This window comes from Inquilinus sp. NPDC058860, from assembly GCF_042743185.1.
Classification (GTDB): Bacteria; Pseudomonadota; Alphaproteobacteria; order DSM-16000; family Inquilinaceae; genus Inquilinus.
Map to the genome: position 1 here is coordinate 1 of NZ_JBHYMS010000066.1, position 19,309 is coordinate 19,309.

The following is a 19,309-nucleotide window of genomic DNA, read 5'->3' on the forward strand; positions in this document are numbered from 1 at the left end:
GACGCGCGCAGACCCCTCCCCCTACCCCCCTCCCGCAAGGGGAGGGGGGACTTAAGAAAGCTCACTTCACCGAAGTGTGATTTCGAGTGAGGGGGTGGCCCAGGCCCATCCATCTGCTTCGATCCACGCCGCCGCCTCAGCGCCCGTTGAAATAAGGCGCCCGCCGGAGCCGCGTCTGGACATAGACGTGCTCCTGGTGGGTGCCCGGCGCGTAGGATCGGTCGGACCCGGGCACGGCGACGTTGCGCTCGCTGGGAAAGCGGGCGACGAAACCCTCGTCGATGTCGCAGCCGAGGCCCGGCGCGTCGGGCACGGCGATCGAGCCGCCTTCCTGCACCGGATGCGGCACCACGGTCCGGGCCCGGCCGGGCCAGTCGGCGTCGAGCCGTTCCAGGATCAGCGCGTTCGGGATCGCGGCCAGCAGGTGGATGGCCGCATATTCGGCGACCGGGCCGAGCGAGCCGGAATGCGGCGCCATCATGATGTGATGCGCCTCCGCCATCGCCGCGATCTTCCGCATCTGGGTCAGGCCGCCGGCCCGCCCGGTGTCGGGCTGGATCACGTCGACCAGCTCGCGCTCGATCAGCTCGCGCTCGCCGAAGATCGTCGCCATGCGCTCGCCCGCCGCCAGCGGCACATGGGCGGCGTCGCGGATGCGCCTGTAGCCGTCCAGGTTGTCCGGCGCGATCGGGTCCTCGATCCACAGCAGGTTGTAGGGTTCGAGCGCCCGCGCCAGCCGCGCCGCGTCGGCCGGGGTCAGCCAGGGCGGGCCGTGCAGGTCGATGGCGATGTCGACCTCGTCGCCCACCGCCTCGCGCAGCGTCGCGACCTTGCGCACCGGGTCGGCGACGCCGCCGCATTTGATGGTCCGGATGCCGTGGCCCTTCACCGCCAGCGCCGCCTCGGCCGTGTTGGCGTGGGAATAGATCGGGATCCGGTCGCGCATCTTGCCGCCGAGCAGGTTCCACACCGGCACGCCGAGCGCCTTGCCCTTGATGTCCCACAGCGCGACGTCGATGCCGGTCATGGCGCCGGCGCCGACCGTGCCGAGCATCCCGTGCCCCATCGTCGCGACCTGCATCTTCTGCCACAGCCGCTCGATATGCGTCGGATCCTCGCCGATCAGCAGGCCCTTCAGGTCCTGCACCGCGGTCTCGATCACCCGCGGCCAGCCGGAGCATTCGCCGATGCCGACGATGCCGGCATCGGTATAGACCTTCACGAACAGCCAGTTGCGGAAGCCGCCGAGCTTGCCCTCCGCGATCGCCGCGTCGCCGGACCGGCCGCTGTCCGTCGCCCATTTGTCGGGGTCCGGCGGGCCGGCCTGCATCAGGAAGGTCCGGATGTCGGTGATCTTCATAGCGCCAGGCTCCGCTCGGAGGGCTCGGTGTACCGGGTGCGGTTGTGGATGCTGCGGCGGCGCGGGTCGGGCCGCGGCACCGCGGAGATCAGCGCCCGCGTGTAGTCGTGGGTCGGCGCCTCGCAGACCTCGTCGGCCTGGCCGATCTCGACCAGCCGGCCGCGATACATCACGCCGACGCGGTCGCACATGTAGCGGATCACGCCGATATCGTGGCTGATGAAGATGATGGCGAGGTCGAGCTCGTCCTGCAGCTTCAGCAGCAGGTCCAGCACCTGGAAGCGCAGCGAGACGTCGAGCGCCGAGGTCGCCTCGTCGGCGACGATGATTCGGGGGTTCAGCGCGATGGCCCGGGCGATGCCGATGCGCTGGCGCTGGCCGCCGGAGAAGGCGTGCGGGTAGCGCTCGCGCCAGGCGGGATCGAGACCGACCTGGCGCATCAGCCCGGCGACGCGCTCGTCCAGATCCTTGCCCCTGGCGATGCCGTTGACCAGGAGCGGCTCGCCGATCACCTGGGCCACGGTCATGCGTGGGTTGAGCGAGGAGACCGGGTCCTGGAAGATCATCCGGATCTCGCGCCGGCAGGCCGAGAGCGTCGGCTTGTCGGCCTTGGCCAGGTCGACCACGGCGCCGTCGGCGCGGCGGTAGCGGATGGCGCCGCCGGTCGGGTCGTAGACCCGCAGCAGGCAGCGCCCCATGGTGGTCTTGCCGGAGCCGGATTCGCCGACGATGCCGAGCGTCTCCCCCGCCCTCACCTGCAGCGACACGCCGTCGACGGCGGCGAAGGCGGCGCTGCCGGTGCCGAACTGCATCCTCAGGCCTTCCACCTCGATCACCGGCAGGCGGTCGGCCGGCAGCGCGGGGCGCCGGAGGCGGATCTCGGCCTTGTCCTCCAGCTTGAGGACCGAGCCGATCAGCATCTTGGTGTAGGGGTCTTCCGGCGCATGGAAGATGCGGTCGGCCGGGCCATGCTCCATCACCCGGCCCTGGTACATCACCAGCACGTCGTCGGCGATCTCGGCCACCACGCCCATGTCGTGGGTGATGAACAGCACCGCCATGCCGAATTCGGCCTGCAGCCGCTTGATCAGGTCCAGGATCTCGGCCTGGGTGGTGACGTCCAGCGCCGTCGTCGGCTCGTCGGCGATCAAGAGCTGCGGATTGCAGGCCAGCGCCATGGCGATCATGGCGCGCTGACGCATGCCGCCGGAGAACTCGAAGGTGTAGCGGTCGATCGCCCGCTCCGGCCGCGGGATCTCGACCTGCTTCAGGAGCTCGATCGTCCGCGCCCGCGCCGCGGCCTTGCTCATGCCGAGATGCAGGCGCAGCACCTCCATGATCTGGTCGCCGACCGTGTGGATCGGCGACAGCGACGACATCGGCTCCTGGAAGATCATCGCGATCTCGCGGCCGCGCACCCGGCGGATGGCCCGGCTGCGCGGGTGCAGCCTGGCGAGGTCGACGCTGCTGCCGTCGGCGCGGTTCAGAACCATCTCGCCGGAGACGATGCGCCCGGGCGCGTCGACGATCTGCAGGATCGAGCGGGCGGTGACGCTCTTGCCCGAGCCGCTTTCGCCGACGACGCACAGCGTCTTGCCGCGCTCGACCGTGAAGGACACGCCGTCGACCGCCTTGACCAGCCCGGCGCGGGTCGGGAAATGGGTCACCAGGTCGCGCACCGCCAGGACCGGCTTGGGGCGGCCGGGGAACGGCACGGGGGCGGATGGAGGGTTCGTCATCGGGGCCTCTCCGCCGTCACTTGTTGTACGGATCGGCCGCGTCGCGCAGGCCGTCGCCGAGCAGGTTGAGCGCCATCACCGCGACGACGACGAAGGCGCCGGGCGCGAACAGCCAGGGCGCGGTCGCGATCGAGCGGATGTTCTGCGCCTCGCGCAGCAGCACGCCCCAGGAGATGGTCGGCGGCTGCAGCCCGAGGCCGAGGAAGGACAGGGCCGTCTCGGCCAGGATCATCGCCGGGATCGCCAGCGTCACCGAGGCGATGATGTGGCTGAGGAAGCTCGGCATCATGTGCCGGAAGATGATCCGCCCCTCGCCGCAGCCGTCGAGCCGGGCGGCGGTGACGAACTCCTCGGTCCGCAGCGACAGGAAGCGGCCGCGGACGACGCGGGCCAGCTGGGCCCAGCCGGTCAGCGACAGGATCACGGTGATCATGAAATACTGGGTGATCGCCGGCCAGTCCTGCGGCAGGGCCGCGGCCATGGCCAGCCAGATCGGGATCGTCGGCAGGGCCAGCACGAATTCGATCACCCGCTGGATCACGAAGTCCGGCTTGCCGCCGTAATAGCCGGAGATGCCGCCGAGCACGAGGCCGATGGCGAGCGACAGGAACACGCCGACCAGGCCGACCGACAGCGAGATCTGGGCGCCCTGCATGATCCGGCTCCAGACGCAGCGGCCGAGGCGGTCGGTGCCGAACAGGAACAGCGGCTGCTTCGGATCGGCCGAGGCGAGAAGATGGATGTCGGTGGTGAACAGGCCGAGCACCGAATAGGTGTAGCCGCGGCCGAACAGCGAGATGCCGACCTTGCGCGCCGGGTCCTCCTTATAGACCGCGGCCAGCGTCTCCGGGTCGCGGGTCAGCTTGTGGGGGTGGAAATACAGGCCGATCTGCAGGCTGCCGTCCTCCGCTCGGTCGAACAGATGGATCGCCTGCGGCGGGTGGAAGGCGGCGCGGGCGTTCTGCTGGCTGGGGTCGTTGACCGCGAAGAAGCCGGGCACGGCCGCGATCACGTAGAGGACGATGACGATCACCAGCGAGGCCATGGCCAGCCGGTGCCGGCGGAAGGCCCACCAGATCAGCTGCCACTGGGAGGCGACGGCAAGCTGGCCGGCGGGCGCGACGGTCGCGAGGTCGGTCATGGAGGCCCCCTATTCGAGGCGGATGCGCGGGTCGACCAGCGCCAGCAGGATGTCGCTGATCAGCGACCCGATCAGCGTCAGCGCGCAGATCAGGAGCACGAAGGCGCCGGCGAGATACATGTCCTGCGCCATCAGCGACTGCAGCAGCAGCGGCGCTGCCGTCGGCAGGTTCAGCACGATCGCCACCACGATCGAGCCGGAGACCAGGTTCGGCAGCAGCCAGGCCAGCGTGGAGATGAACGGGTTGAGCGCCACCCGCACCGGGTATTTCAGCAGCAGCCGGAACTCGGACAGGCCCTTGGCGCGCGCGGTGGTGACATAGGGCTTGTGGATCTCGTCGAGCATGTTCGCCCGCATCACCCGGATCAGGCTGGCGGTGCCGGAGACGGCCAGGATCAGCACCGGGATCCACAGATGCTGCAGCAGGTCCCACGTCTTGGCGATGCTCCAGGGCGCCTTCTCATAGGCCGGCGAGAACAGGCCGCTGACGTCCTGGCCGAATTCGATCGCGGCGACATACATCAGCACCAACGCCAGCAGGAAGGACGGGATGGCCAGCCCGGCGAAAGTGATGATCGTGACGATGGTGTCGCCGATCGAGTATTTCCGCACCGCGGAATAGACCCCGATCGGCAGGGCGATGGCCCAGGTCGCGATCAGCGTGGCCAGGGTCAGCACCAGGGTCAGCGCCATGCGTTCCCAGATCAGGTCGCTGACCGGCTGCTGCCATTCGAAGGACAGGCCGAAATCGCCGCGGGTGATGATGCCGCCGATCCACTTCGCGTACTGCACCAGCATCGGGTCGTTGAGGCCGAAACGCTCGCGCAGCGCCGCCGCCGCATTCTGGTCGACGATCTCGTTCGAGGCGGCGAGCGTCGCGACATAGCTGGTCACGAAGTCGCCGGGCGGCAGCTGGATCAGGACGAAGGCGAGGAAGCTGACCGCGAAGAGCGCGGGCACCATCCACAGCAGGCGCTTGGCGATGAAGCGGAGCATCCGGGGCTCTCCTCGAAACGGGCGCTGAGCGGCGGAGGAAGACCGTCAGGACTCGCTCGCGAATTGATGCTGCAAACGAGCGTGCATTTTTCAACTTGTCATTGCCGGGCTTGACCCGGCAATCCAGAGGGTGTCGAGACCTTCTGGATGCCCGGGTCAAGACCGGGCATGACAGTTTGGGGTTGGTTCACCGATTCGTTGGTTCGCGAGCAAACCCTCAGCTCGAGAAGAAGAACTGCTGCGGCATGGCCGGGCCGGGATTCGGCCAGGTCCAGGAATCCGGTTCCTTCTCCGGCGCGTTGACGAGGTTGGTCTTGACCACGCCGAAGGAGTTGACGGCGAGGCAGATGCCGACCGTCTCGAAGGCCTCGGCGGTCAGGTCGAACAGCTGCTTCATGGTCGCGCCGCGCTTGTCGAGGTCGGAGGTGCTGCGCGCCTCGTCGAACAGCTTCATGCGCCGCTTCTGGCTCTCCGGCGGTTCCTCGCCCGACTGGCCGTTCGAGACGTACCAGAGCGTCCAGGGAATGGCGTAGCGCGAACCCTGCGGGTGCTGGGCGAAGAAGTCGCGCGGGTCGAACATCGGGTCCAGCCCGCCCGGGCCCGGCCATACCTGGGCGTCGTGGTCGTTGCTGTCGCCGCGGGTATAGTACAGCGCGCGCTCGATGGTGTTGACCTTGATGTCGATGCCGATCGCCGCCCAGTGGCGCTTCACCAGCTCCAGCACGTCGACCAGGTCGGCATAGAGGGTCGGGATCACGTCGATGGCGAAGAAGATCTTGCTGCCGTCGGGGTGCAGGCGGAAGCCGTCGGCGGTCTTCTTGTCGTAGCCGGCCTGGTCCAGCATCGCGCCGGCCTTGTCGGCGTCGAACTCGGTGAACTGCCGCGACAGCGTCTCGTGATACCAGGGATGGCTCGGCCGCGGCCCCGTCTGGTACGGCTCGGACTGGCCGAAATAGACCAGCTCGATGATCTCCTGGCGGTCGATGCCGAGCGACAGCGCCTGGCGCACCTCCTTCTTGCCGAAGAAGGCCTTCAGCTTCGGGTCCTTGTGGCAGATGTTCAGGTAGATCTGGCACTGCTGCGCCGCGGAAGGCTCCAGCTCGATCAGCCGGTACCCGCCCTTCTCCCGGTTCTGCGACAGGGTCGGCTTGTTCTGCAGCAGGTTGACGTGCCGCTCCTGGATGTCGAGCTTGCCGGAGATGGCGTCGAGCAGCAGCGATTCGACGTCCTGCGAGATGCCGAAATACAGCTCGTCGATATAGGGCAGCTGGTTGCCCTCGGTGTCGACCTGCCAGAAATAGGGGTTGCGCTTCATCACCACGCGGGTGGTGCCGCCGACATAGGGCTCGGCGACCACCCAGGGGTCGAGCGTCGGCTTCTCCGGGTTGCCCCAGCGCTGCGGGATCTCGATGTCGCCGTTCTTGGCCCGGAACAGGTCGCTCCACTTCTGCAGGTTGGCCTGCTTCACCAGGTCGTCGACCTTGTCGTTGTATTTCGGATGGAACTGGCTGGCGTAGTGCTTGGCGAACAGCGTCGGGTGCTGGCCCAGCGGGGTCGCCAGCGTCTCCAGATAGGTGGCATAGGGCGCGGCGAAGGTGAACTTGACCGTGGCGTCGTCAATCTTGCTGACGACGACCGGCTTGCCGGCGATGGTGAGCTGCGACGGGACCGAGCCGTAGAGCTCGCTGTTCTTGGCGCAGTCCTCGATCGAGAAGACGATGTCGTCCGCGGTGAAGGGATGGCCGTCCGACCATTTCGTGCCCTTGCGCAGATGGAACACGAACTCGGTGCCGTCGGGGTTGACGTCCCAGCTCTCCGCCAGGTTGGGCAGGGCCTTGGTGAAGCCGAGATCCCAGCGCACCAGCCCCTGGTTGCCGACCACGCGCAGGATGCCGTTGTGGTCGGACGAACCGCGCAGGCCGCGATGCAGCGTGCCGCCATAGGTGCCGACCCTGGTCAGCGGCTGCACCACCAGCGGATTGGCCGGCAGCCGCTCGGCCAGCGGCGGCAGCTTGCCGTCCTTCGCCAGCTGCGCGAGGCCGGGCGCCTCCCCCTTGGCCGCCTGCGCATGGGCGAGCCGGACCGCGAGCGGCATCGCCGCCACCCCGGCGAGACCCTTCAGAACCGTACGTCGGGCGAACCCGTGCGGCGAGGCGCTGAGCTTGTCGTCCATCCTGGGACCCTCCCCTGTGTGCTGGATCCGGCTTCGCCATGCGTGCCGGCCCGCTTCCTTTGCCGTTCCGGTCATATTACAAATATTGACAAATCACAACCGGAATGGCCTTGTTCCGGACGCTTTCTGTCGCACAACATTGCTGCAGCGCAAACAGCGGAAAGAACGGCGATCCAAGCGGCAATGGAACGAATTGGGATGGAGGCCTGGCGGGGCGCGGCCGTGATCAATCTTGACAACTTGCCGGCGGGGGGATGGCGGGCATGAGTGGCACGGATGGCGATGCCGGGCTGTTGCCGCGGGACGGCGGTCCGCCGGCGCGGCTGAGCGAGGTGGTCTATGACGGCATCGTGTCCCTGATCGCCCATGGCGACTTCGCCATGAACAGCCGGCTGCCATCCGAATCGGAGCTGTCGGCACGCTTCGGTGCCTCGCGGCCGGTGGTGCGCGAGGCGCTGGGCCGGCTGCGGCAGGACGGGCTGATCGTCTCGCGCCAGGGCTCGGGATCCTACGTCCGGCAGCGGCCAGACCTCGCGGTGCTGCGCTTCGCCCAGGTGCGCTCGCTGGCCGATGTGCAGCGCTGCTTCGAGTTCCGCGCCGGGTTCGAGGGCGTGGCCGCCGCTCTCGCCGCCGAGCGCTGGGAGGCGGAGGATCTCCGCGAGATCGAGGACGCGCTCGAGGCCCTGGAAGCCTGCCTCGGCAACGGCGAGCTCGGGGCCGACGAGGACCGGCGCTTCCACGAGGCCGTCGCCCGGGCGACGCGCAACCCCTATCACATCGCCGTGCAGTCCTCGCTGGCCTCGCACATCGCCGTCGGCATGAACATCACCCGCCATCTCAGCCGGATGCGGACGCCGGAGCGGATCCGGGCGGTGCAGGACGAGCATGTCGCGATCGTCGCGGCGATCCGCCGGCGCGACGCCGCGGCCGCGACCGAAGCCATGCGCCGGCACATCCTCAATGCCCGACAGCGGATGTTCGAAGGAGTCTGAATTGACCTCAACCGTTCCGCCCGGTAGCAGCGCCGCGCCATCCGCCTCCGCCAAGTCGATCGTGCTGACCGGCGGCGCCGGCAATGTCGGCCGGGTACTGCGCCGCGCGCTGGCCGGCCGCATCGAGGCGGTGCGCATCCTCGACATCGCCGATCCCGGCCCGCTGGCGGAGCACGAGAGCTGGACTGCGGTCGACATCGCCGACCTGGCGGCGCTGACCGCGGCGGTCGAGGGCGCCGACGCCATCGCCCATTTCGCCGGCTATCCGAACGAGCGCGCGGCCGAGGACATCCTGCGGGTCAACGTTCTGGGCACCCACAATGTCTATGAGGCGGCGGTCCGCGCCGGCATCGGCCGGGTGGTGCTGGCGTCGAGCAACCATGTCACCGGCTTCTATCCGCGCGACGCCCGTGTCGGGGTCGAGGACCAGATGCGGCCGGACAGCCTCTACGGCCTCAGCAAATGCTGGGGCGAGCTGGAGGCCGGGGTCTATTTCGAGAAGGCGGGCATCCGCACCCTCGCCATCCGCATCGGCAATGCCGGCGAGCGGCCGTTCGACGCCCGCGGCCTGGCCGTGTGGATCAGCCCGCGCGACCTGGCCCAGCTGGTGCTGATCGGGCTGGAGCATCCCGACATCGACTGCACCACCGTCTACGGCGCCTCGGCCAACGATGCCGCCTGGTGGGACAATTCGGTCGCGATCGCGCTGGGCTACCGGCCGCAGGACCGCACCGTCGATTTCGCCGCGCCCGAGGCCTTCCGGACCAAGCCGTCGGCGGAGCTGCCGCAGGTGACCGACCATTTCCAGGGCGGGTGGTTCAGCGCGCAGGGCCATGACGGCGCCGTGCGCCGCCGCCGCGTCTGGCGGAAGAAGGGCTGACGCCGGGCTCCGCCGCCGTCACCCGGGCGGGTCGATCTCCGACCGGTCGATCCCCAGCCGCGCCATCTTCTCGTTCAGCGTCCGCCGCGGCAGGCCGAGGATCTCCAGCGCCGCGGCGACCGACCCGCCGGTCTCCCGCAGCGCCGCCAGGATCAGAGCGCGCTCATAGGCGGCGACCCGCTCCGCCAGCCCGCCGCCCATATCCGCCGCCGGGTTCAGGATGTCCCCGGCCCCGGCGCCCGACAGGCCCATGGCGAAGCGCTCGGCCGCCGCCTTCAGCTCGCGCACATTGCCGGGCCAGCCATGGCCCAGCAGCGCCGCGACCTCGGCCGGCGACGGGCTGCGCCGGTCCAGCCCCAGCCGGTCGGCGGCGACGCCGGCGAAGCGGCCGAACAGCAGCAGGATGTCGTCGCCGCGGTCGCGCAAGGGCGGGATCTCGATCTCCACCCCCGCCAGCCGGAAGAACAGGTCCTCGCGGAAGGCGCCCGCCGCCACCCGCTCGCGCAGGTCGGCCTTGGCCGCGGCGACCACCCGGATGTTGACCGGGATCAGCCGGTTCGACCCCAGCCGCTCCACCACCCGCTCCTGCAGCACGCGCAGCAGCTTGGCCTGGACCGAAGGCGGCATGCTCTCGACCTCGTCCAGCAGCACCGTGCCGCCATCGGCGTGCTCGAACTTGCCGATCCGGGCGGCGCGGGCGCCGGTGAAGGCGCCGGCCTCATGGCCGAACAGCTCGCCCTCGATCATCTCGGCCGGGATCGCGGCGCAGTTGATGGCGACGAAGGGCCGGTCGCGGCGCGGGCCGAATTCGTGCAGCGCCCGCGCCGCCACCTCCTTGCCCGTGCCGGTCTCGCCGCGCACTACGACGTCGACCGGCAGCGCCGCCAGCTCGGCCACCAGCCGGCGCAGGCGGCGCATCGCCGGGGCGTCGCCGACCAGCGTGCCGGCCAGGGCGTCGTCCAGCCGGGTCTCCAGCTCGCCCACCCGGCGCCGCAGCCGGTGCTGCGAGGCGGCGTTGCGCAGCACCGCGGCCAGGTGGTCGGGCTCGTAGGGCTTGGTCATGAAGTCGAAGGCGCCCGCCTGCAGCGCCGCCACCGCCATCGGCACGTCGCCATGCCCGGTCAGCAGCACCACCGGCAGGCCAGGCCGCTCCGCCGCCAGCCGGCGCTGCAGCTCCAGCCCGCTCTCGCCCGGCATGCGGACGTCGGTCAGCACCGCATCGGGGCCGAAGCCGTCGATCCGATGCAGCGCCTCGGCCGCCGAGCGCGCGGTCTCGACCGTGAAGCCGCACAGGCCCAGCCACTGCTCGATCGATCCGGCGACCGACGGGTCGTCCTCGACGACCAGGATGCGATGCGCTTCGATCATTCGGCGACGGCCTTGGCTTCGGCAAGCGGCAATGTCACGACGAAAGCGGTGCCGCCCAGCGCGGACGGGCGATGGTCGATGCCGCCGCCATGGTCGCGGACGATGCGGTAGACGGTGGCGAGGCCCAGCCCCAGCCCGTCCCCGGCCTCCTTGGTGGTGACGAAGGGCTCGAACAGCCGGTCGCGGATCGCCAGGTCGATGCCCGGACCGGAATCCTCGACCGTCAGCCGGGCGGTGCCGCCGCCGGTCTCGACAGCGGCCCGGATCCGCCGCGTGTCGCGGTCGCGCACCGCGTCGATGGCATTGCTGACCAGGTTCATCACCACCTGGTCCAGCCGCCCGGCCTCGCCCGTCACCACCGCCGGGCCGCCGCCGATGCGCTCGACCGCGATGCCGAGATCGGCCAGGCGATAGGCCAGCAGCCGCAGCACGCTGTCCAGCACCGCGGCGAGGTCGACCGGGGCGGCGGCGTGCCCGTCGCGCCGGGCCAGGCGCTTGAGCTGGCCGGTCAGCCCGGCGACGCGGTCGACCGCCTGGGCCATGACGTCGATGTTCGCCGCCACCTTCGCGGCCTCGCCGCGGCCGGACAGCAGGCGGGTGCTGGCCAGATAGGTCTTCAGCGCCGCCAGCGGCTGGTTGATCTCATGCGCCAGCCCGGCGAAGGCCTGGCCCAGCGCGGCCAGCTTGGCGGCCTGGACCAGGTCGTCGCGGGTGCGGTGCAGCTCCGCCTCGGCGCGGCGACGCTCCTCGATCTCGTCCTCCAGCCGGCGGTTGGCGGCGGTCAGCGCCTCGGTCCGCTCGGCCACCCGCTGCTCCAGCTCGTCCTTGGACCGGCGCTCGGCGATGCGGGCGCGGCGGCGGGCGCGCCACAGCACGGCGGCCAGCACCACGACGATGACAGCCAAGCCGGTCGCCGCGGCGGCGACCAGGGCGTTGGTCCGGGCCGGGGCGGGATCGGCCACGGCGATCAGCGACCAGCCATGGTCGGGCAGCGGCAGGGTGAACAGCAGCAGGTCGCCGCCGGCGCCGGGGTCGAGCAGCCGGACCGACCGGCCCTGGTCGTCAGCGTCCGTCCGGCTGCGGAAGATCGGCCGGGTGACGGAAGGCAGCCCGGCATAGCGCCGCTCCGCCAGGATCGAGCCCTGCGCGCGGTCGTCGAGGGCGAAGAGCGGGCGGTAGCGCCAGCCCGGCCGGGCGGCGAGGAACAGGATGCCGTCGGCGTCGGCGATGCCGAGCGTGGCGTCGGCCCCGGCCCATTCGCGCTCCAGCCCGGTCAGGTCGACCTTCACGACTGCGATGCCGACCGGCGCGGGCTGCCCGCCCGGCCCCGGCGCGTCGATCCGGCTGGCCAGGAAATAACCGGGCTGCCCGGTGGTGGCGCCGATGCCGTAGAAGCTGCCTTCGCCCGTCTCGATCGCCTCCCGGTAATAGGGCCGGTAGGCGTAGCCGTGGCCGATGAAGCTGCCCGGCGTGTCCCAGTTGCTGGCGGCGATCGCCGTGCCGCCGCGGTCGAGGACATAGAGCGCGGCCGCCCCCGCCGCGGCGCTGATCGCCTGCAGGTGGCGGTTGGCGGCGTCGATCGCATCGGGGCCGGGCGGCGTGCCGTACAGGGTGCGGATCTGCGGCGTCTGGCCGATCACCTGCGGCAGGTAACGGAACCGGCCGATCGCCGCCTCGACGCTGGCGGCGGCGAGGGTCAGCCGCTCCCGCGCCTGGCCTTCCAGCGCCGCGAGGTTGTCGCGCAGCACCCAGCCCTGCACCGCCAGCGACAGGCCGGCTGCCGCCAGACCGACGGCGGCGAAAAGCAGGATCCGGCCCCGGCGGGCGGTCAGGCGGGACAGGTGCATGGACAGCACAAGACGATTTCCAGGCCCCGCCGCACCGCGCGACGGGGCCTGGACCCTATTACGGCTGCGCGCCGTCGTCGATCTTCGAGGCCGACTTGGTGTCGCGCATGAAGGCATAGACCAGCAGCGAGCACAGGATGCAGCCGGTCACGTACCAGTAGAACCAGCTCTCATGCCCGATGTCCTTGAACCACAGCGCGATGTATTCGGCGGTGCCGCCGAAGATCGACACGGTCAGGGCATAGGGCAGGCCGACGCCCAGCGCCCGCACCTCGGTCGGGAACAGCTCGGCCTTCACCACCGCGTTGATCGAGGTGTAGCCGGAGACGATCACCAGCGCCGCCACGATCAGGCCGAAGGCGGCGAGCGCGTCCGTCGTCTGCGCCAGGGTCGACAGGATCGGCACGGTCAGCACCGTGCCCAGCACGCCGAAGCCGATCAGCAGCGGCCGCCGGCCGATCTTGTCGGAGAAGGCGCCGACCACCGGCTGCAGGCACATGAACAGGAACAGCGCCGCGGCCGAGACCAGGGTCGATTCCGACTTGCTCATGCCGACGGTGTTGACCAGGAACTTCTGCATGTAGGTGGTGTAGGTGTAGAAGGCGACCGTGCCGCCCAGCGTCAGCCCGACCACGATCATGATCTCGCGCGGGTGGCGCAGCAGGGCCCGCAGCAGGCTTTCGCTGCGCGGCGTGCGCTTGGACTTGGTGTAGGCCTCGGTCTCCACCAGGTTGCGGCGCAGATACAGCGCCACCACGGCGCAGATGGCGCCGATGAAGAACGGGATGCGCCAGCCCCAGGCCTCCAGCTGCTCCGACGTCAGGAACACCTGCTGCAGCAGGATCAGCACCGCCAGCGCCAGCAGCTGCCCCATGATCAGGGTGACGTACTGGAAGCTGGAGTAGAAGCCGCGGTGCCGGCTGGTCGCCATCTCCGACAGGTAGGTGGCGCTGGCGCCGTATTCGCCGCCGACGCTCAGGCCCTGCAGCAGCCGGGCCAGCACCAGCAGCACCGGCGCCAGGACGCCGATCGTCTCGTAGGTCGGGGTCAGGGCGATGATCAGCGACCCGGCGCACATCACCATGACCGACAGGGTCAGCGCCGCCTTGCGGCCGTGCTTGTCGGCATAGATGCCCATCAGCCAGCCGCCGATCGGCCGCATCAGGAAGCCGATGGCGAAGATGGCCGCCGTGTTCAGCAGCTGGGCGGTGGTGTCGCCGGCCGGAAAGAAGGCCTTGGCGAAGTACAGCGAGAAGGCGGCGTAGATGTACCAGTCGTACCACTCGACCAGGTTGCCGACCGAGCCGCCGAAGATCGACACGATCCTCTGGCGCGTGCCGATCGGCTGGGCGGCGGCGGGCGCGGGACGGAATCGGCGCTGGCCGAGACCGGAAACGGCGTCTTCCATGAGCATCTCCCCGAACGGGCTTTCTTGACCGGCCGCGACTGCGGCCGAAGGGGAGATGAGCAAGCGGGATGCCAGGGCCGGAACGCTGCCGGAAATGGCGGAGTCCGGCCGTTTCGCGGAACCGATGCCGGCCCGGATCGGCGGAAATCCGCCGAACCGGCGCCCCGTCATCGGCAGGATTCCGCCGGCGGCAGACGCCGGTCGGTCGCGGCGACTACCTTCAGCGGTAAGGGCGGCATCAAAGTTGCATGGCTCCGGTCGACGGACGGGGATCGGATCATCGCCCCTCGCCCGCCCGCAACAGGCTGGGAGCGGCAGGCATGCCCACGGCGCACCGAGGGTTCACGGCGAGGATCGGCGACGGCGATCTCCGTCTGCTCCGGATCTTCTGCACGGTCGCCGAACGCGGCGGCTTCTCGATCGCCGAATCCGAGCTGCAGATGGGCCTGCCGGCGATCAGCCGGGCGATCAGGGATCTAGAGGTCAGGCTCGGCCTGCGCCTGTGCCGCCGCGGCCGGTCCGGCTTCGCCCTGACCCGGGACGGCCAGCGGGTCCAGGCGGCGAGCCTGCAGTTGCTGGCCGATCTGGACCGGTTCGAGGCCGGCATCCGCGCGCTGCATGCGGGGCTGGCCGGCACGTTGACGATCGGCATCGTCGACACCCTCGTCACCGATGAGCGCTTCCAGGTCCCGTCCCTGCTGAAGGCGTTCAAGACCGAACACCCGGAGGTCCGGATCAACCTGACGGTCAGGACGTCGAACCTGATCGAGCAGGCGGTCCTCGACGAGAGCCTCGACGCCGGGCTCGTCGTCGGCCGTCGCCGCCTGCGGCAGCTGGCCCATCGCAGGCTCTATCGCGAGACCAGCCATCTCTACTGCGGCGCCGGACATCCGCTGGTCTGCCGCCACGGCGACGCCGTCCGGATCGAGCATCTCGCGGAATGCGACTTCGTCGGCTACACGGCGGTCAGCGAGACCGGCCGGCTGCGGACCGGTCCCGCCTTCCGCCGGACGGCCCTGGTCGACCACATGGAGGCGGCCGCCATCCTGATCGGCACCGACTGCTTCATCGGCTATCTGCCCGACCATTTCGCCGAGGCGATGGCGCCGCGGAAGCGGTTCGTCCGGCTCCTGGAGGCCGAGTTCGCCTTCCATTCGGATGTCGAGCTGATCACCCGCCGCGGCCCCGCCTCGCCGGTCCTCGCCGCCTTCCTGGCGCGGCTCGACGCCTGGATCCCGGATCCGTAGGGCCGGTTGCTTGCCCGCGACGGAAAGCGATGTTGCCGCCTGCGTCATTTGTCCGGCGGCGCGCCCCGCCGATGCTGGCATTGCACCAACAGGAGGCATCGATGGCGGAGAAGAAGCCCAGAGACATGATCGTCGGCAGACCGGTGCTGCTGGTCGTCGACATCCAGAAGGGCAGCTTCATGCCCCGGCGGCCGGACTCGATGCTGGAGCACATGCCCGATTCCGAGACGCGTTGCCGCCGCGCCCGCACGGTGGTGGACGCGGCGCGCGCCGCCGGCGTGCCGATCGTCTTCATCCAGGAGATCCATCGCAGCGACCGGATCGACTACGGCCGCGAGCTCGACGGCAGCGAGGGCATCCACTGCCTGGACGGGGATCCGTCCACGCCGCTCGCGGTCGAGGAGATGGGCATCCTGCCGACCGATTACACGGTGCCGAAGCGCCGCTACTCGGCCTTCTACGGCACCGATCTCGAGATCCTGCTGAAGGCGCTGAAGGCCGAGACGCTGATCCTGGTCGGCGGCTTCACCGATGTCTGCGTCCACTACACCTTCGTCGACGGCCACCAGGGCGACTATTTCTGCCGCGTGGTCGAGGACTGCGTCGCCGGCTCCAGCATCGCGGCGCATGACGCGGCCCTGCGGGCGATGGAGTATCTCCAGTCCGGCGCCCGCCGCTCCTCGGCCGAGATCATCGCCGCCTTCGCCCTGCGGCAGGCGGCCTGACCTGGGGGATCAGAGCGGCGTCCAGCGCAGGCCGGTGCCGCTCTCGACCGCGCCCTCTCCGTCCGGCTGCGGCCCGAAAGAGCTGCCGGTGCGATCCGGCTCGGTGGACAGGACGATCCGCCACTCCCCCGCCGCAGCGACCCGACCGTAATCGATCACACAGCCCGGCCCGTCAGATACTGAATCCGGCGCTTCGATGCGGATGAAATGGCTGCCGACGCGGACCAGCAGCCGCGGCGGGCCGCCATCGCCCTCGAACGCCATGGTGCCGTCGGCGCCGTCGTCCAGCCGCTCCCAATCCTCCCTGTAGGCGGCATGCACCCCCTCCTCGATCAGCAGCCCCGCCTCCAGGCGAAGGCGGCCGGCATCGGGTGTGGGCCCGGGCGGGCGATAGCTGATCCACCGATGCCAGGTGCAGAGATCGCCGTCCAGCGTGGTGTGGCCGGCGAAGCCGTCCTGACGCGCCAGGATCGGCAGCGCCTCCGCCGGCAGCGCAGACCGCGGCAGCCGCGGCAGCGCCAGGCTCTCCTGCGGCAGCCGGATGTCGGCGAAGGCCGAGCGCGTCTGCAGCCAGAACACGGCCGTGCTCCGGTCCTCGCGCCCGTCGGGAAAGGCGATCAGGCGGCGGCGCCAGACGCCGACGAGCCAGTCGGGAACCATCGCCTCAGTCCTTTGGGCTGGCTGCGCCGAGCAGCTTCGGCAGGTCGCCGAACCGCGCGATCAGGCAGAAGGTGCCGGCGCCGAGCAGCATGAACAGCACCGCGCCGACGCACATGGTCGGCTCGAAGCCCAGCCGCATGCTGTTGAACACCTTGATCGGCAGCGTCTCCACCGCGAAGCCGGCGACCATGAAGGCGATGATGTACTCGTTGATGCTGAGCACGAAGACGAACAGCATGCCGCCCAGGACGTAAGGCATGACGATCGGCGCGATCACCGTGCGGAACACATAGTTGTCGGTGGCGCCCATCGTCTCCGCCGCCTCGATCAGGCTGCGGTCGATGCTCTGGAAGCCGAGCGAGACGGTGGCGAGCGGCAGCGCCAGCAGGACGACGGCGTGGCTCAGCACCGTGTTCTCGACCCGCCCGACATGGCCGATGACGCCCCAGAAGATCATGAACACCACGGCGAGCACCACCGGCGGCAGCATGAAGGCCAGCGTGCCGAGGCCGGACAGCAGCTTCGAGAAGCGCGAGTTGAAGCGCCAGATCGCATAGGCGACCGGCACGGCGATGCTGGTCGCGACCAGCGCCGCGGCGGCCGCGATCAGCAGCGACCATTGCAGCGAGGACAGCCAAGCCGGGCTGGTGAAGAAGGCCTCGTACCAGTTCCAGCCGAAGCGTTCGGGCGGGAAGGACATGCGCCGGGTGGCGTTCAGCGACACCCCGGCCACCACCACCAGCGGCGCCGCCATGAACACCGCGATCAGGGCCAGGAAGGTCTGGCGCGGCAGGCGAGCGAGGCGTTCGATCATGGCGTGTCTCCCTTCCTGCGGCCGAGCAGCGCGGTCGCGCCGGTGAGCAGCAGGGTGAGGCCGAGGAAGATCACCGCCTGGGCCGCGCCCAGCGGCACGTTGCCGGCGCCGAGCACGGTGTTGCTGATCAGGACGCCCACCGTCCACTGCTCGGGCTTGCCCAGCACCAGCGGCGTCACATAGGAGCCGACGGTGAAGATGAAGACCACGACCAGCGAGGACACCAGCGGCCGGCGCATCAGCGGCAGGACGATGGTGAAGAAGCCGCGCAGCGGCGACGCCCCCATGGTCCGCGCCGCCTCCAGCAGGTCGCGGTCGATCCGCGACAGCGACGGGTACAGCAGCAGCACCGAGAAGGGCAGCGTCAGGTAGACCAGGCAGGCCAGCATGGCGCCGGCGCTGGGGTAGAGCGACTGCGCCTCGGACAGCAGGCCGAGGCCGGCCAGCAGGTCGGACAAGCCGATGCGCCGGGCCAGCATGACCTGCCAGGCGAAGGAGACCAGCACCTCCGACAGCGACAGGGTGGTGAGCAGCCCGACCAGCCACACCATCTGCGAGCGCCGCCGCATCCGCGTGATCAGGTAGGTCAGCGGCAGGCCGATCGCGGCGACGGCGACCGAGACCACCGTCGCCAGCACGGCGGAATAGCCCAGCATGCGCAGGAAGGTGGCGTCGAACACCTGGCCGTACTGCGTCCATTCGAAGCCCGGCGACCACAGCCCGCCGGGCTCGCGATGGGCGGTGCTGACCTGCAGCAGCAGGAACAGCGGGAAGGCGCCGAGGCCGAGGATCACAAGGGTCGGCCAGGCGAGGAGCGCGACCAGCCGGCCGGACGGCAGGCGGGGCCGCGCCAGGAGGATCGTCATCCTCTCGGCCAGGTCGGTCATTCCGTCAGGATCCTGCAGGCTTCGGATGGCAGGGTGATCCGGACCTGGTCGCCGGGACCGGCGCCGACCCAGTCCCGCGGCGCGGTGACCGCCACGACCGGCCGGCCGGCGCAGTCCAGCCTGGCCTCGATGTTCGCGCCGACGTCGCGCACGAAGGTGACGCGCGCCGGCAGGCTGTTGCCGTCGGGGCCGTCATCGTTGCCGAGCCCGATGCGGATGTCCTCGGGCCGGATCGACAGCGTCACCCGCGCCCCGGCCACCGGCGCCTCCCCCGGCGGCGTCACCCGGATCGGCCGGTTGGCGAAGCTGACCAGATCCGGCGCCATCATCTCGGCGTCCAGCAGGTTGCCGAGGCCGATGAAGTCGGCGACGAAGCGGTTCGCCGGGTTGCGGTAGATCTCCAGCGGCGCGCCGACCTGCTGCACCCGGCCCTTGGCCATCACCACGATCCGGTCGGCCATGGTCATCGCCTCGCGCTGGTCGTGGGTGACCAGGATGGTGGTGATCTTGAGCCGCTGCTGCAGCAGCCGCAGCTCGACCTGCATCTCCTCGCGCAGCTTGGCGTCGAGCGCCGACAGCGGCTCGTCCAGCAGGAACACGCTCGGCTCCTGCGCCAGGGCGCGGGCGATCGCGACCCGCTGCCTCTGGCCGCCGGACAGCTGGGCGATGTTCCGCTTGCCGATGTCCGGTAGCTGGATCAGCTCCAGCAGCTCGGCGACGCGGCTGGTGCGCTGCCGCCGGTCGAAGCCGCGCAGGCGCATGCTGTAGGCGATGTTCTCCTCGACCGACAGATGAGGGAACAGCGCCAGGGACTGGAAGATCATCCCGAACTGCCGCCTGTGCGCCGGCTGGTCGGTGATGTCCTTGCCGTTCAGGAGCACGGTGCCGGCATTGGGCCGCTCGAGGCCGGCGACGATGCGCATCAGGGTGGTCTTGCCGCAGCCGGACGGGCCGAGGAAGCAGGTGAACTGGCCCTGGGGAAGCGCGAGGGAGACGCGGTCGACGGCGCGCATGCCGCCGAAGGTCTTGCTGACCTCGCGAAGCTCTAAGCCGAGCATGGCGGGTCCTCCGG

The 19,309-nt window shown here is 70.1% G+C and carries 16 protein-coding genes; 4 read left to right on the forward strand and 12 right to left on the reverse strand.

Annotation, left to right across the window (positions count from 1 at the left end):
• Positions 1 to 136 precede the first annotated feature (136 nt).
• From ACFW16_RS30795 to ACFW16_RS30815, 5 genes are all read right to left on the reverse strand, one after another.
• The gene (locus ACFW16_RS30795; RefSeq protein ID WP_380312476.1) at positions 137 to 1,360 is read right to left on the reverse strand and encodes a mandelate racemase/muconate lactonizing enzyme family protein; all 1,224 of its coding nucleotides are present in this window, start codon (positions 1,358 to 1,360) and stop codon (positions 137 to 139) included.
• Positions 1,357 to 3,099 carry an ABC transporter ATP-binding protein gene (locus tag ACFW16_RS30800; protein ID WP_380312478.1) on the reverse strand — a complete coding sequence of 581 codons (1,743 nt, stop codon included), beginning with the start codon at positions 3,097 to 3,099 and terminating at the stop codon, positions 1,357 to 1,359. The genes ACFW16_RS30795 and ACFW16_RS30800 overlap by 4 nt, the downstream gene beginning before the upstream one ends.
• 16 nt (positions 3,100 to 3,115) lie before the next feature.
• On the reverse strand, positions 3,116 to 4,240 hold the full coding sequence (locus ACFW16_RS30805; protein ID WP_380312480.1) for an ABC transporter permease: 1,125 nt from the start codon (positions 4,238 to 4,240) through the stop codon (positions 3,116 to 3,118).
• A 9-nt stretch (positions 4,241 to 4,249) separates the two neighbouring features.
• Positions 4,250 to 5,236 carry an ABC transporter permease gene (locus ACFW16_RS30810; RefSeq protein ID WP_380312482.1) on the reverse strand — a complete coding sequence of 329 codons (987 nt, stop codon included), beginning with the start codon at positions 5,234 to 5,236 and terminating at the stop codon, positions 4,250 to 4,252.
• A 217-nt stretch (positions 5,237 to 5,453) separates the two neighbouring features.
• The gene (locus ACFW16_RS30815; RefSeq protein ID WP_380312485.1) at positions 5,454 to 7,409 is read right to left on the reverse strand and encodes an ABC transporter substrate-binding protein; all 1,956 of its coding nucleotides are present in this window, start codon (positions 7,407 to 7,409) and stop codon (positions 5,454 to 5,456) included.
• Between the two features lie 263 nt (positions 7,410 to 7,672).
• On the opposite strand from ACFW16_RS30815, the gene ACFW16_RS30820 reads away from it, so the two are divergent.
• Both ACFW16_RS30820 and ACFW16_RS30825 read left to right on the forward strand, forming a co-directional pair.
• Entirely contained in the window at positions 7,673 to 8,401 is a 729-nt protein-coding gene (locus tag ACFW16_RS30820; RefSeq protein ID WP_380312487.1) for a FadR/GntR family transcriptional regulator, read from the forward strand.
• A gap of 1 nt (position 8,402) precedes the next feature.
• On the forward strand, positions 8,403 to 9,281 hold the full coding sequence (locus tag ACFW16_RS30825; protein ID WP_380312489.1) for an NAD-dependent epimerase/dehydratase family protein: 879 nt from the start codon (positions 8,403 to 8,405) through the stop codon (positions 9,279 to 9,281).
• An 18-nt stretch (positions 9,282 to 9,299) separates the two neighbouring features.
• Here the strand turns inward: ACFW16_RS30825 and ACFW16_RS30830 are convergent, their stop codons facing one another.
• Genes ACFW16_RS30830 through ACFW16_RS30840 form a run of 3 tightly spaced genes read right to left on the reverse strand, consistent with a single transcriptional unit; the run spans position 9,300 to position 13,904 of the window.
• Positions 9,300 to 10,649: a sigma-54-dependent transcriptional regulator gene (locus ACFW16_RS30830; protein WP_380312491.1), complete on the reverse strand. Its 1,350-nt coding sequence runs from the start codon at positions 10,647 to 10,649 to the stop codon at positions 9,300 to 9,302.
• Entirely contained in the window at positions 10,646 to 12,496 is a 1,851-nt protein-coding gene (locus ACFW16_RS30835; RefSeq protein WP_380312539.1) for an ATP-binding protein, read from the reverse strand. Before ACFW16_RS30835 ends, ACFW16_RS30830 begins: the two co-directional genes overlap by 4 nt.
• A 58-nt stretch (positions 12,497 to 12,554) precedes the next feature.
• Complete coding sequence (locus ACFW16_RS30840) at positions 12,555 to 13,904, reverse strand: MFS transporter (protein ID WP_380312493.1); 1,350 nt, start codon at positions 13,902 to 13,904, stop codon at positions 12,555 to 12,557.
• A gap of 320 nt (positions 13,905 to 14,224) precedes the next feature.
• Between ACFW16_RS30840 and ACFW16_RS30845 the strand changes: the two genes are divergently transcribed.
• Complete coding sequence (locus ACFW16_RS30845; RefSeq protein ID WP_380312496.1) at positions 14,225 to 15,151, forward strand: LysR family transcriptional regulator; 927 nt, start codon at positions 14,225 to 14,227, stop codon at positions 15,149 to 15,151.
• A gap of 101 nt (positions 15,152 to 15,252) precedes the next feature.
• Complete coding sequence (locus ACFW16_RS30850; RefSeq protein ID WP_380312498.1) at positions 15,253 to 15,876, forward strand: cysteine hydrolase family protein; 624 nt, start codon at positions 15,253 to 15,255, stop codon at positions 15,874 to 15,876.
• Positions 15,877 to 15,885: 9 nt separating this feature from the next.
• On the opposite strand, the gene ACFW16_RS30855 is transcribed toward ACFW16_RS30850, so the two are convergent.
• From ACFW16_RS30855 to ACFW16_RS30870, 4 genes are read right to left on the reverse strand one after another with little or no spacing between them, the layout of a single operon-like run.
• Complete coding sequence (locus ACFW16_RS30855; RefSeq protein ID WP_380312500.1) at positions 15,886 to 16,536, reverse strand: hypothetical protein; 651 nt, start codon at positions 16,534 to 16,536, stop codon at positions 15,886 to 15,888.
• Positions 16,537 to 16,540: 4 nt separating this feature from the next.
• Positions 16,541 to 17,350: an ABC transporter permease gene (locus ACFW16_RS30860; RefSeq protein ID WP_380312502.1), complete on the reverse strand. Its 810-nt coding sequence runs from the start codon at positions 17,348 to 17,350 to the stop codon at positions 16,541 to 16,543.
• Entirely contained in the window at positions 17,347 to 18,237 is an 891-nt protein-coding gene (locus ACFW16_RS30865) for an ABC transporter permease (RefSeq protein WP_380312504.1), read from the reverse strand. The genes ACFW16_RS30860 and ACFW16_RS30865 overlap by 4 nt, the downstream gene beginning before the upstream one ends.
• Positions 18,234 to 19,295, reverse strand: a complete 1,062-nt coding sequence (locus ACFW16_RS30870; protein WP_380312506.1) for an ABC transporter ATP-binding protein — start codon at positions 19,293 to 19,295, stop codon at positions 18,234 to 18,236. The genes ACFW16_RS30865 and ACFW16_RS30870 overlap by 4 nt, the downstream gene beginning before the upstream one ends.
• Positions 19,296 to 19,309 lie beyond the last annotated feature (14 nt).

Bases quoted from the DNA above. Each gene is read 5' to 3' on its own strand.
- ACFW16_RS30820 (WP_380312487.1), top strand. From the start codon at position 7,673: ATGAGTGGCACGGATGGCGATGCCGGGCTGTTGCCGCGGGACGGCGGT.
- ACFW16_RS30845 (WP_380312496.1), top strand. From the start codon at position 14,225: ATGCCCACGGCGCACCGAGGGTTCACGGCGAGGATCGGCGACGGCGAT.
- ACFW16_RS30805 (WP_380312480.1), bottom strand. From the start codon at position 4,240: ATGACCGACCTCGCGACCGTCGCGCCCGCCGGCCAGCTTGCCGTCGCC.
- ACFW16_RS30810 (WP_380312482.1), bottom strand. From the start codon at position 5,236: ATGCTCCGCTTCATCGCCAAGCGCCTGCTGTGGATGGTGCCCGCGCTC.
- ACFW16_RS30840 (WP_380312493.1), bottom strand. From the start codon at position 13,904: ATGGAAGACGCCGTTTCCGGTCTCGGCCAGCGCCGATTCCGTCCCGCG.
- ACFW16_RS30800 (WP_380312478.1), bottom strand. From the start codon at position 3,099: ATGACGAACCCTCCATCCGCCCCCGTGCCGTTCCCCGGCCGCCCCAAG.
- ACFW16_RS30830 (WP_380312491.1), bottom strand. From the start codon at position 10,649: ATGATCGAAGCGCATCGCATCCTGGTCGTCGAGGACGACCCGTCGGTC.
- ACFW16_RS30870 (WP_380312506.1), bottom strand. From the start codon at position 19,295: ATGCTCGGCTTAGAGCTTCGCGAGGTCAGCAAGACCTTCGGCGGCATG.
- ACFW16_RS30865 (WP_380312504.1), bottom strand. From the start codon at position 18,237: ATGACCGACCTGGCCGAGAGGATGACGATCCTCCTGGCGCGGCCCCGC.
- ACFW16_RS30855 (WP_380312500.1), bottom strand. From the start codon at position 16,536: ATGGTTCCCGACTGGCTCGTCGGCGTCTGGCGCCGCCGCCTGATCGCC.
- ACFW16_RS30860 (WP_380312502.1), bottom strand. From the start codon at position 17,350: ATGATCGAACGCCTCGCTCGCCTGCCGCGCCAGACCTTCCTGGCCCTG.
- ACFW16_RS30795 (WP_380312476.1), bottom strand. From the start codon at position 1,360: ATGAAGATCACCGACATCCGGACCTTCCTGATGCAGGCCGGCCCGCCG.
- ACFW16_RS30815 (WP_380312485.1), bottom strand. From the start codon at position 7,409: ATGGACGACAAGCTCAGCGCCTCGCCGCACGGGTTCGCCCGACGTACG.
- ACFW16_RS30835 (WP_380312539.1), bottom strand. From the start codon at position 12,496: ATGCACCTGTCCCGCCTGACCGCCCGCCGGGGCCGGATCCTGCTTTTC.
- ACFW16_RS30850 (WP_380312498.1), top strand. From the start codon at position 15,253: ATGGCGGAGAAGAAGCCCAGAGACATGATCGTCGGCAGACCGGTGCTG.